Origin of the sequence: uncultured Imperialibacter sp., from assembly GCF_963974565.1 — a bacterium.
GTDB lineage: Bacteria > Bacteroidota > Bacteroidia > Cytophagales > Cyclobacteriaceae > Imperialibacter > Imperialibacter roseus.
In genome coordinates this window covers 61,066-73,927 of the sequence record NZ_CAXBCJ010000025.1, presented here as the reverse complement: position 1 = coordinate 73,927, position 12,862 = coordinate 61,066, and the positions used below count along the sequence as shown (strand labels likewise).

General features: G+C 46.2%; 7 protein-coding genes. 2 read left to right on the top strand and 5 right to left on the bottom strand.

Going from position 1 to position 12,862, the window contains the following annotated elements:
* Window positions 1–139: 139 nt before the first annotated feature.
* The 3 genes from AAC052_RS24950 to AAC052_RS24940 all read right to left on the bottom strand — a co-directional run bounded on the left by AAC052_RS24950 (window position 140) and on the right by AAC052_RS24940 (window position 4,391).
* Window positions 140–2,059 (bottom strand): mechanosensitive ion channel domain-containing protein, encoded by a 1,920-nt coding sequence (locus AAC052_RS24950; protein WP_339815923.1) that lies wholly within the window; start codon window positions 2,057–2,059, stop codon window positions 140–142.
* Window positions 2,060–2,157: 98 nt separating this feature from the next.
* Entirely contained in the window at window positions 2,158–2,976 is an 819-nt protein-coding gene (locus AAC052_RS24945) for a transporter (protein ID WP_339815922.1), read from the bottom strand.
* Window positions 2,977–3,125: 149 nt separating this feature from the next.
* The gene (locus AAC052_RS24940) at window positions 3,126–4,391 is read right to left on the bottom strand and encodes a cation:proton antiporter (protein WP_317488078.1); all 1,266 of its coding nucleotides are present in this window, start codon (window positions 4,389–4,391) and stop codon (window positions 3,126–3,128) included.
* Window positions 4,392–4,511: 120 nt separating this feature from the next.
* Here AAC052_RS24940 and AAC052_RS24935 point away from each other — a divergent pair, with 120 nt between their 5' ends.
* Window positions 4,512–9,536, top strand: a complete 5,025-nt coding sequence (locus AAC052_RS24935) for a hypothetical protein (protein ID WP_339815921.1) — start codon at window positions 4,512–4,514, stop codon at window positions 9,534–9,536.
* Window positions 9,533–9,904: a hypothetical protein gene (locus AAC052_RS24930; protein ID WP_339815920.1), complete on the top strand. Its 372-nt coding sequence runs from the start codon at window positions 9,533–9,535 to the stop codon at window positions 9,902–9,904. The genes AAC052_RS24935 and AAC052_RS24930 overlap by 4 nt, the downstream gene beginning before the upstream one ends.
* Here the strand turns inward: AAC052_RS24930 and AAC052_RS24925 are convergent.
* Together AAC052_RS24925 and AAC052_RS24920 are read right to left on the bottom strand one after the other, a co-directional pair.
* Window positions 9,901–10,353 (bottom strand): CBS domain-containing protein, encoded by a 453-nt coding sequence (locus tag AAC052_RS24925; RefSeq protein WP_317488075.1) that lies wholly within the window; start codon window positions 10,351–10,353, stop codon window positions 9,901–9,903. The two genes, AAC052_RS24930 and AAC052_RS24925, sit on opposite strands and share 4 nt — an antisense overlap.
* A gap of 88 nt (window positions 10,354–10,441) precedes the next feature.
* Window positions 10,442–12,721, bottom strand: a complete 2,280-nt coding sequence (locus AAC052_RS24920) for a PAS domain-containing protein (RefSeq protein WP_339815919.1) — start codon at window positions 12,719–12,721, stop codon at window positions 10,442–10,444.
* Window positions 12,722–12,862 lie beyond the last annotated feature (141 nt).

Here is a 12,862-nt window from a genome sequence, read left to right as displayed (position 1 = left end):
AGATAGTAATATCAGATCAACAAGGGCTATTCATTTGTTTGAACGGGTGCTTTGGCCGACCTACATAAATTGACTGACAGCCTTATCGAGCTGTTTTTCTATGGCTACTTTTAGAAGGGCTTTCAATAAGAAGCCGATGTTAGTCTTTCTTTGTCGGCGAGCCGCTCTGATGACTACTCACATTGAACACCGGTGCCTGATAGTCCTTTGGCAGATAGTTGGCTGGAATTGTGACCATGTTACCGTCCCGCAGGGCACGGTAGTGCGGCGACAATATTTCTACCCCACTTTCATTGAACTTATCCTGAATATTTTGGTGCAGATCGGAGTAAGTCCTTGGCATTTTGTTGGGCTCGGAGGTATAGGCATTGAGCTGGTACGATACATAGTAATCATCAAGGCTTGTCTGCAAAATGAACGGCGTGGGCTTGTCGTTGATGCCTTCAGTGGCCACTGCTGCAGCAATCAGCAGCTCATGCACCTGCCTCCAGGGAACATCATAGCCAATAGTGACGGTGGTGTGCAGCACAAGGCCAAGCTCTTTGCTCGACGTTGAATAGTTGACTGTTTTACCGCCGAGTATTGAGGCATTGGGCACGGTGATATCTTCGTTTTTAGGCGTGCGAATCCGGGTAACCAGCAGCGACTTTTCGACTACGTCTCCAACAATGTCGTCAATCTTGACCCTGTCACCTACCTTGAAGGGACGCATGTATGTGATAACAAGACCCGCTACTGCATTGGCAATCGCAGTGGAAGAGCCCAGCGAAAAAAGAATACCAAGGAAGACAGAAACGCCCTGAAAGATCTTAGAGTCGGATCCTGGCAGATAGGGGAAAATAACCACAAACATAAAGGCATAAAGCAACACTTTGACGATATTAAATGTAGGCATTGCCCAGTCGGCATAGAAGCCCGTGAACTTGAGCCTTTCAGCGGCAATCTCTTGCGCCACAAATTTTATAAACTTGATAGCGTAGTGCGTTGCCAGATAGATAATTGCTATAGAAAATACATTAGGCAGGTAACTGAAAAAAGAAACCAGGATCCCTTTTGTGGGCTGCCAAACCCAACCGAAAAGAGTGGCGGCCCACCCTCTTGTGAAGGGAAATACGCTGAAAAGCAATGGAAGCGAGATATACATCAGCAACCCGAATACTGCCCACTTCAGAATCGTGCTGATTCGCAGGGTTAAATCCAGCTCACGTTTGGGAGGAAGAATTTCGTAGTCTCTGAACTTGATGCCATGGAAAATTGAATCCTTCTTGACGATGATCAAAAGATTGAGTTTGCGGAAAAGTCGATTGAGTAGATAAATTAAGCCGTATGTGCCTGCAATGATGAGCATGGTAAGCGCTGCCCTCATTAGTATATTTTTCCAGCTATTGGCATCCCTTTCAGCTTCAATGCTTTTTGATATCGCAGCAGCGTGTGCTGTGGCCAGTGCTTTCTTGTCCTGCCCCACCCAGAGTGCATCTGTGTCGGTCACACTCATCAGAATCATTTCCCCAAACGTGATGTCGGCCGTCGACTCGTTAAGAATGACCTGGAGAGAATCGGGTTTGAAGCTGTCGTCCTGATAAAGCACTTCAATCTTTTTTGTGATATTGGCTGCTCTTTCTTTAGGCATCACCGGGCCCAGCTTTGTGAAAACCATAAACAAAGTATCACCGAACGGGGTAACAGGATAACCTACCGCCGTTTCCTTCAGCTGATTGATTCTTTTGAGTTGCTCGGCCTTTCTTGTAGAATCCTGTATTTCGATGTTCTTGACCTGACGGAGCAGATCGGCTTGTTTCAGCTTGTCATTTTCCTTTAGCAGGGTGATTTGTTGAAGAAGCTCGGCCTTTTTTACCGAATCGTCGATACGCTTTTGTTCGCTTCGTCTGACAAGGTTGGAGTATTCCTCCAGTTGGTTGGCAATGGAGTCGCTGATATGTTGCGCTTTCCTGGCTTGTTCGAGTGAATCGGACTTTATAACCACGCTGTCAGCCTGCTGTGCCTGGCCGGCAAAGCAGCTACCTATACCTATGAGGAGTGATAAAACTTTGAGTTTCATATCATTGATATTTCAGGTGCAAAGTTACTCTAATTCAGACGAATGGCGATGATAATAGTCAGCCGAGGGTCAGACATGCAGCAAGCTCTTGATGCTGATTATTGTTTTCCCCCGAACTTAACCCGCCATGACACCCCTGCATCAACAAACCAATCGCTGACGCCGTCATTTTTCCCATAACCGACTGACATATCGAGAAGGAAATCGTTGTTGACAAGATAGGAGAGACCAGTATCCCACCTATTGTCGAAATCACCATCGAATATGGTGCCATAGTTTTCAATAAAGCTCCCTACCTTTTCAGTAAGAGGAAAAGAAAGATTCACTGTGTAGTTAAATGCCGGATCAGTGTTGTTGCCCGTCCATGCCACGGCCCAGTTGGTGGTAAGCCCCAGTTTGTCGGTGAGCCTCTGGCCGTGAATAAGCATGATTCTGGGAGCAAGATTGGCCGCTTTATATTCCTCATCCACGGCAGTAAATCGGGCGTCAGCCTGAATACCGAGCGAGGGCTTGTCCCCATGACCATCAAGCAGGTTGTAGCGGACGCCAGCGTTCCACAAGCCCAAACCACCTGCGGTCATATCTGAGGAACTCGTTTTGTCGTGGCGCAGAGCAAAAGCAGACCTGATCTCGAGCTTTTCAAGAATTCCATACCGCAACGACGCCAGATAGGTGTAGTTAGTACCGGTGAGGTCAGTATTGTCTAACGAGTAACCGTTGTAGGTACCTCCGGTTTGCACCTGAAAAACATTTTTCCCGGTGGTAAACGGCCCAACCGACTGACCCGGCCTGGCACTGCGAATGGTGGGGTTGTACTGAGCAGCGGCCTTTTGTATTGAGAGGCAAGAAAACACGAGCATCAGTAGCAGGCCAACCATCAGTTGATGGCTTGGCTTTGGTAGTGTAGGAATAGCCATTAGGGTGGGTCGTTTTTTTGCGCAATGTTAGTACAAAAGGTGAACATTATATGTGTTGGTTACCAACAAAATAATTTACTGAAAGGACATTAAAACCAGCTGTTTATCAGGAACTTCCTGCTGCTCAGCTATAAAAAGCAACGAAAGGCTCACTTTGTTTTCGAGAGAGCTTCTATTTCTTTGTCAAGCTTGTCCCAATCAGTGAATTCAAGCTCATTTTTGTCCTCAAAGTCCTGCTTCTTGAAAACAAGCCCGAGTGTCATAAAAACACTTGTGGCAATGATAACTATCAAAAGAATGGCATCACTGAAGGCGTCATTTTTCCATTCGTCAGGAATGGAAAAAAATAAAAGAACGGTGATTAAACCTCTGGGGGCAATCCAAATTTGAGGGCTGATATTTTTGACAACAATCGACTTCAGTAAAATGTACCTCACCACATAAGTCAGCACTAAAATGGTAAGGGAAGTGACGAGTGCCAACACGTCGGTAAGGCCTGAGAAATCCAGTGTCATTCCGAAAATGACAAAGAAGAAAGTTCTCACCACAAAGGCCGACTCCATTGTCACCACATGGAAGTCTTCCAGTATATGTTTCAGGGCTGTTTCATCGATCAGCTTTTTCAGCTTGCCCCTAAAGAAAATGGTGTGATTGCTCAACACAAGGCCGAATACCATAATGATGAGAAGGGAGGAGAGGTGAAACATTTTGCCGGTTGAATACAAGAGCACCAAAACAGCTATGAGAAAGAACAGTTTCACTTTGGTCGTTAGCTTTTGTAGCAGAAGCACCAGTGAGTAACTGATAATGATAGAAAGGGCGATAGTAATCAGGATGCTGCTCGACACCTCCCACACCACTCCGGATGTGGTGGTGGTTTCGGCACTACCGAGCAAAAAGTAAAAAAACATGATCCCCAGGATATCTGAAAAGGTGCTTTCATAAATCATAAACTCCTTTTTGGAGCTCGACAGGTTGCCAACGCTGGGAATGATGATAGCACTGCTGAGGATTGAAAGGGGTACAGCGTATATCAGTGCCGTGTAGAAATCGTTGAAGAAAAAATACTTGAGGAGGTAGGCAATACCAATGGACGTAGCAATGAGCGACAACAATGCCACTAAAAAAGATTTTATCAGAAGGGGCTTTTTTTCTTTCGTAAGCTTCAAATCGAGGGCAGCTTCGAGCACAATCATGATAAGGCCAACCACGCCCAATAGCTCCAGTGCCTCCATAATACCCCTTTCCAGGTTGATGTCGTAGAAGTTTAAAAGCTCCTGAAGGCCAACACCCAAGCCAATTAGGAGCAATACACTTGGTATATTGGTTTTCTTCGAGAATTGATTAAAAAAGTAAGAAGCAATGATGATGATCGAAATAGCGATAGTTTCGCTATAGGCATTTAGCATGTCCATACCTGGATGTTAAATTTGAGATATACTACAAAGAGAACTACTTTTAACTGAAAGCAAAAACTCCTGTTAAGTACGAAAATAGCAGTTTCAATTCTTAACTAGCATTAAATTAGATGATCAATGTCGAAGAGTAATAAGTTCGGGACTTTCGGGGGAGTCTTCACGCCATCCATTCTTACCATCCTTGGGGTGATCATGTACCTAAGGCTGCCAATGATTGTCGGCGAGGTGGGGTTATTGACTACGCTGGGGATCATTTTGGTTGCTCATATCATTTCCGTGACAACAGGTCTTAGCGTATCATCCATTGCTACAGACAAAAAGGTGGAAGCCGGCGGCACTTACTACATGATCAGCCGCAGCCTGGGTCTACCCATAGGAGGAACACTTGGACTGGCATTGTTTGTAGGGCTTTCTTTTAGCGTCAGCTTGTATCTCATCGGGTTTTCTGAAAGCTTCCTCAGCTATTGGGGCTACGAAGGCTCTGTGAACAATATAAGGATAACTGGTAGTATTGTGCTGCTGGCAGTAACTACGCTTACTTTCATTAGCACCTCCATGGCCATCAAAACCCAGTATTTTATTATGGTGGCCATTGTGTTATCCCTGGCCTCCATCTTTCTGGGCACACACGACCTTGGGCCATCCGATGTGACTAAGGGCATCTCTTCCTCCACTGTGTCAGTCATGGTGTTGTTTGGTATATTTTTCCCGGCGGTTACGGGGTTTGAGGCCGGTGTATCAATGTCTGGTGATTTGAAGGATCCTAAAAAATCGATTCCAACCGGGTCTATTCTGGCGATAGTGGTTGGATTTATCGTTTACGTAGGGTTTGCATGCTACCTATACTTTACTGTAGACGCAGGCGTGCTGGCTACTGACTCAAACGTGCTGTTGAATATCTCATGGGTTCCTGAGCTGGTGATTGCTGGCATTTGGGGAGCAACACTTTCGTCAGCACTTGGCAGCATCCTTGGAGCCCCCCGCATTCTGCAAGCCACATCAACTGATAAAATCACACCCCGGTTTTTTGGAAAAGGGTATGGCAAAGCCAATGAGCCCCGCAATGCTTTGTTGCTTACTTTTCTGATTGCTGAGGCGGGTATTCTGATCGGAGAACTCGATGTGATTGCCAGGGTGGTGTCCATCTTCTTCATCACCACCTACGGGTTTCTCAATGTCAGTGCGGCTTTTGAGTCGTGGACCAGTTCCGATTTCCGGCCTGAGTTCAAGGTGTCCGGCTGGATCAGCCTGCTGGGTGCTCTCGCCTGTGTGCTTGTCATGATTCAGCTCGATTTCGTCGCTATGGTGGCAGCTGTGCTCATCCTCGGCTTGTTGTTTTTATTCCTCAAAAGAAGACAGCTAACGTTGAACTCAGGGGATGCCTGGAACGGAGTGTGGGCTTCTCTGGTTAAAACAGGCGTTACCCGGCTTAAAAAAGAAAAGACTCACACCAGAAACTGGCGACCCAATATCATCATGTTTAGCGGCAGCCCCGACAAGCGGCAGCACATCGCTGAAATGGGAAAGGCTATTGCTGGCAACCTGGGTATTCTGTCAGCTTTTGAGCTGTTCGAAACCGATGAAAAAAACCTATCGAAGGCAGAGTCGATGCTGGCCACTACCAATAGCAAAAGCGAATACTTTTCCTACAAGTTTGGCTGCAAAGACATCTACTCTGGCATGGAAGAAATCAGCAGGGTGTATGGCTTCTCCGGCGTAGAGCCCAACACTATTTTGATGGGCTGGAGCCGGGCACCCAAAAACAAAGAGCAGTTTGCGAAAGCACTGCGAGGCTTCCGCCGGGGTGAGTACAACAATATATTTATTGACTATGACGAAGACAGGAAGTTTGGTCAGCTCAGCACCATTGACATTTGGTGGGGGGGAAAGGGCCCCAATCTGAGTTTTTCGCTGGCGTTGGTTAGAAACCTGGTAGCTTCCAGCCTGTGGAAACTGGCCAGAGTCAGGTTGCTGATTATTGATGAGTCAGGCGGCAACCATGAAGGTATTTATAAAGAGGCAAGGGCCATTCTCGAAAGCGCCAGGCTTGACGTGACTGTGCGGGTAATCAAAGGTGAGGGAGACAACAAAAAAATTATAGCAAGAGAGTCGGCGGAGACTGATTTGGTAATGCTGGGACTTGATGGTGGGACATTGGATCAGATCGACCTGTACTATGATGGTGTCAATGAGCTCCTCAACGAGCTTGGCACCACGATGGTTGTAAGCTCATCGGGTTATTTTGAAAGCTTTGAAATAGCGGAGAAGGTAAAGGACGTGCCATCTCCAGATTCCAGTAGCTTGTTGAAGGCAATTCCAACGGTTCAGCCTTCCAGGTTTCCTGAAGTGACTGTTAACATCTACAGAATAGACCAAAACGGGCGGAGACTTCAGAAGCTCCTTTTTGCGAAAGGGTTTAGAAGATCATTTGAGAACCAAAGGCTTATTCTTGGTGAGCTTCAAACACTATTGAAGACTATCGAGAAGGAACTGGCTGACATAAGAAAGATTAAGGAGTCGTATAAAAAGGCAAAGGCACTGGATAAGCTTCGCAATGAAACCTCGTACCGTCTTAGCCATTTGTTTAGCGAAAAGGTCTTTCAAGAGCTCGTTCCTGAACAGGTAACTATGCTCAGAGAGGCGACCACAGAATATTTGGAACGCTTAGAGGAAGATTACAAACTCTATCCTAAAACACTGCCTGTAAGCTATTCAAAGGAAGCTTTTGCAGAAGCGCCTGCCTCTACAGCGGGAGCCTCTTTTTACAAAGGGTTCAGGAGAGCCGTTCACTTCGTAACTGGCTACCCACTTACACATAATGTGGTATTCAGAGCGCTGGCGGGGTATTTTCAATGGGGAGGCAGACTTTCATTCCTTTCCGGATACCTGGCAAAGCACACTGATAGCGTTTTTGGCTTCTATTCCGACTGCCGAAGTGTGATTAACACTGCCACCACCATATTTGATGAAGAAGAGAGTAAGTGGGCGGCCACAATTCGTGCCGAGATAGAGAAGTTGAACAAACTTCTGGAAGGACAAAAGCGGGAAGAAACGCTGTTTGAAGGGAGGCTTTTGCTGGAGCATATCCAAAACCTTCAGCTCATGAGTCATTCGTTGGAGTTACTTTTTCCAATGAAGGAATCCTGGAGGCGGTCTTCCTCCGCCCAATATATCAAAGCTAAAACTGAGGGAATTGAAGCTTTATTAGAATCTTTTGATTCTGACCTGAAGACGATGCTCAACAAGGTCATTATGGAGCAGGAAATCAACAGGGTGAAAAACAGGATCGGCATTATGCATCGGTCACTCAATGATGGCTTTGCCCACATGATTGAGTCCAGAGTGATTAAGAAGATTGACAAGTACCTCAAAATGCCGATTACATCTTCAAGGGAAGTGGTGTTTGAACTCGAAACTGACTGGGAATTGGAGCTAAAAGAAACACTGGATTATACTACGGAACGGTTTCTGGAAACGGCGTCGGAAATGCCAGAGACGTTGGAAGTATTGAAGGTAAGAACCTCAGCTGCTCGACTGGAGAGCGAGTCGGTGGAGATACCCGTCAGCAAAATGGCGGAGTATTTTCTGAAGACGAAGCTGATCACCACGCTGGAAGAGCAACATGAGCGGGCGATAGATGGCATCAAGCGAAGCATATATGCTATAAAGGAAGCTGGCAATTTGCTCAGGTTTAAATTAGACAATGCCGAAACTTCCAGCGCCGATCTTTCAATTGAAGATATTTTAAAAGAGTTTTCGCTGAAGGCTGACCAGGAAAAAAAGGAAATTGATAACGTGGTTCAGCGGTTTGTGTCGGAATCTAAAAAGAGTTTTGACGATGCATTTGAGCCCTTAAAATCGTATAAGATAGAGGAGGCAGCGTCAGCTTTTGGCTATGGTTTCAAGAGTATAAAGAGCCGGAAGGTGGCTCAGCTTATTTCCAGGTCGTGGCAGCAAGTAGTTCAGTTGGCATCTAAGTCGGTTAGTAAACTTTTGTACAGCAGGAGTGAGGGGCTGCTTTTTGCCAGAAAGCTTTCCAATAGGCAGGAAATTCATTCACTATCCGGTCGCCTGCTGGACCTGAAGGAGAAAGTGAGCCCACAGGAGAAGGTTTTAAGGGAGTTGCCGGGTTACTATGTGAGCCTTTTCAATGGCAGGTCGAGTATTGGCAGAGATTTTTGGGTGCCACGCCCCCGGGAGGAGGCTATTTTTAAGAAAGCTGTTTCCAGGCACAGAACAGGCTACCTGGGAGGGATTCTTGTCATTGGCGAAAGAAACGAAGGCAAGACTGCATTTACAAAATATGCAGTGAGCAGCTTAGGCAATGAGAAGAACTTTTATGCTGTTTTTCCACCGTTGCAGGGCACTCTGGATATAGCTGAATTTGAAAAATCGCTTCGCAAGGCAACGCTGATGCAGGGAAGCACGAAGGAGATTTTAGCGCAGCTTCCTCCGGGAAGCATTATTTCCATTAACGACCTCGAGCTTTTTTGGGAGCGGCAGGCCAATGGAATGAGGATAGTGGAAGCAATTGGCGACCTGATTGATGAGTTCAGCTCAAGGTGCCTTTTCGTTGTTAATGTGAACCCGCATGCCTTTAAATTAATCGACGAAATGACAGGGTTTTCTCAAAAGTTTATTGAGATCATTAATATGGACGCATTTGATGCTGAAATGATTAAAGACGTGATAATGAAGCGCCATAAATCAAGTGGGCTTAGCTTGTCGGTCGGAGAAAGTGAGAAGGACATAAGTGAGATTGAGCTGGCCAGGCTTTTTAATAAATATTTTGACTACAGTGGTGGCAATCCGGGTACTGCTCTTAATGGCTGGCTGACAAATATTTCTAACGTTTCTCATAATCAAATTGAAACAGCTGCTCCGCCAAAACTTTCACTTACTTTCCTGAAAGAGCTTGATGAAGAATGGGTGATGATACTCAGCCAGTTTGTCCTTCACAAGAGACTCGACGCAGATAAGATCAGTCGGATAACTGGCTGGGACAGTGTGTACATCAGTAAGGTGCTTTTGGCTTTGATCCGCTCCGGTGCAATTGTGGAAAAGGCGACCGGTATTTACATGATTGATCCCTATCTGCTGCCATTTATAATACGCCATTTTAAAGAACGAGACTTGCTATGAAAGCCCCAAACCTAACCGGCAAGTTGAGTGGTGTGATCGATGAAATAAAAAAACGGCTGTCGCTAAAGAAGCGGCAGGCGGAAGGATATGCATTAAAGGGGATTCAGCAGCACAGGATGGATATTCGGCTAACAGTTGGCGTCGGAGAGCACCTGATTAAACGACATGTAAAACAAGCAGTGCTTAACGACATGTGGACAATACCAACAAAGGGTATCGCCTTTGCGGTAGGCGAGCCCACAGGTGGTCTGGTTGAAATGGAGATTTCCTACTATGCTATCGCAGCCAACGCAGATGGCCTCTTAAATAAACTGCTGGCGATAGAAAACATTAAAGGCGCTGGTGTAGCGCAAACGCAGGCCACTTAGCCTTTGATTTTCAAAACGGCTTTCATCACATCTTTCTGGCTGATTTGCCCTACAAGCTTCCCTTCGAGCACTACCGGAAATCTACGCAGCCGACGTTCGAGAAACAGCTTGGCTACGTCAAAAATGGTCATTGCAGGGCCAATACTTACCACATCTTTCGCCATGTGATCGGCAACCTTTCCTGACAGCACGGGCATGTCGTGATACTTTCCCCTGACCACCTCCTTCAGGCAGTCTCCTTCGGAAATCACACCTACCAGCTCATTTTCGGCATTAACAACCGGCCCACCGGATATTTTCCTGGCAAGAAGGATGTGAACGACCTCATAAATGGATTGGTCTGGATGGAAAGTCACGAGCCGTGTAGCCATGTAGTCGGCCACCAGCACGGGGTGCATTTCTCTTCGCTTTGGTTTTTCCTCTATTTCACCTCTGAAGCTCTTTACCATGGCAGTGCTTTTTGATGTAACAGAAGTTAATCATTTTCAGGCAGATAAGCAACTACCGAGAGGCATTGAGCGTACTGAAGAGGTGTTGCTACAGGAAGTAGACTTTAAAAACTGAGCCCTTATTTTCTTCACTTTCTACCGCTATTTTTCCACCCATCGCCTCGATCTGGTTGCGGGTAATGAAGAGACCAATTCCCTTGGCATCTTTGTTGGGATGGAACGTTTTGTACATACCAAAAAGCTTGTCTCTGTGGAGATGCAGGTTGATGCCAAGGCCATTGTCGGCTACCTCCAGAACAGTATAATTCTTTTCACTGTAGGCAGTTAGACGCACTTCCGGATCACGATCCGGATGGCTGTATTTGACAGCATTAGAGAGCAAATTTAAAAGAATGCTCTCCATATAGGCTGCATTGTAATTTATTACTATGTCCCTGGGGATGTTATTTGCTATATGGGCATTTTTTGAGGAAATGTTTGCCGTCAATACCTCTCTTGTTTTCTCCGCAAAGCTGTACAGGTTGATGTTTTGCCGTTGAAGGTCGATGGAGGTTTGAACCATCACCACTTCGTTGAGGTGGTGGATGGTTTCGCTTAATTTTTCCGATATCGTTCTGATATGGGCAAGCATTTCCTTCCGCTCGTCGTCATCTTCAGCAACATCGTACATCTTGAACATCATTTCAAAGTTGCCCGAATGTGACCTGAGATTGTGAGATACGATATGCGCAAAATTGAGCAATCTTTTGTTTTGCTCACCAATTATGTCAATTGTGCTTTTTAATGCTTTTTCTTTCTCTTTGGCCTGGGAAATATCGGAGTGCGTACCGATGATTCTCAAAGGCCTGCCATTTTCGTCTCTTCTGGTCACTTTTCCCCTGTCAAGCACCCACTTGTACTCTCCGTTTTTGCACAGCACCCGGTACTCAGTGGAGTAGATTTCTGCCTTCCCCTGCAGGTGCTCGTCCAGGTTCTTTTGATACGTTGGAACATCATCGGCGTGGATCAGTTTGGCCCAGCCTTCCGGAGCATTTCTCACCTCGTGACTAGCGTATCCCAGCATTTTCTTAGATTTTGGCGAAATGAAAATGGAACCCTTTGCCAAGTCCCAATCCCAGGCACCGTCGCCTGCTCCTTCAAGTGCAAACTGCCACCTCTCCTCACTTTCAGCCAATGCCAGCCTGGCTTTCGTCATCTGACTGATGTCGGTGGCAACACACAAAAACCCAACTATTTTGCTGTGTTCGTCGGTAATGGCCGTTACAACAAGTTGCACCGGAAAAGTGGTGCCGTCCTTTCTTGAGTAGGTCCATTCCCGGGTGTCGTGTTTTCCCTTTCTGGCCATTTCTACAATCGCATCGAAGCCGTCCACCTCTTTTCCTAGTCGAGCTGTTAATTGCTTCTCACGCAATTTAATTTCTTCCCTCACATGGAAGATGGTCAGATTTTCTTTGCCCACCACCTCGTCGGCTTTATACCCCAGCAAGTTCTCAGAGCCCTTGCTGAAATGTGATATGAGGCCGTCAACTCGTGTGCTGATGATTGATATTTGACTACCGGCATTTAAAATGCCCTGAAGATCTTTATTTGCCTTAAGTAGCTCTTGTTCAGTTTTCTTTCGATCTGTTAAGTCGGCCAGGTACCCGTGCCAAATCACGCTGTCGTCAGGTTGCTGCTCTGGCCTGGCGCTTCCACCGATCCACCTTTCACCTTTTGAGGGTAGCACCACCCTGAAATTCATTTTCCAGGGGTTTAGGCTTGTGTACGAATTGAGCATCGACTGAATGAACTCGTCGAGATCCTCAGCGTGTATTCTGTCAAACACGGAGGCTGCATCAGCCCTTACTTCCTCGGGAGTATGTTCAAATATATCCCAAAGCCCATCACTGGCGTAAGGAAACCTCGAGAGGCCGTTGTCCAGGTATTGGTATTGATAAACGACTCCGGGGACATGTTCTGTAAGCTTCCTGAGCAACCGATTGCTTGCGCTACTGAGGCCAGGCTTGTTAATCGCTACATAGCCGATCACTTTTTCAGCTTCTCCTGAGTCGTTCCAGGCCACTGTCTCCATTTGAATTTCGAGAGTAGCAACTTCCCCCAGCGCCGTGATGCCCTGAAGCACTGTAGATATTATATCGGCCTGCTTTTTTCGACTGGCGTCTGCCCGCAGTTCAATAAACGACTGAAAATCAATAACCGAAAGTATCGTTTTCCAAAACGCCCCCTCTTCCCGGCTAAAGGGGTGTTGTAAGGAGAACGCTTCGGCAAGACTCTTACTTATATTTTCCTGCCGATTGCGAATATCCCACTCCCAAAATCCCACCAAAGGGCCTGCATTCGTTACAATTTGATTAGTCTTAGAAGGCATCTGGTATCCTCTTGTCGTTGACGCATAAATCTTAATAAAGCCAGTTTGTAAGAGCCTTTACAAATGATGACTGAACAGCTGGGTGAGATGTGAAATTGAAAGAAATACAAATTCACTATATTTCTTACTCACTAACATAAA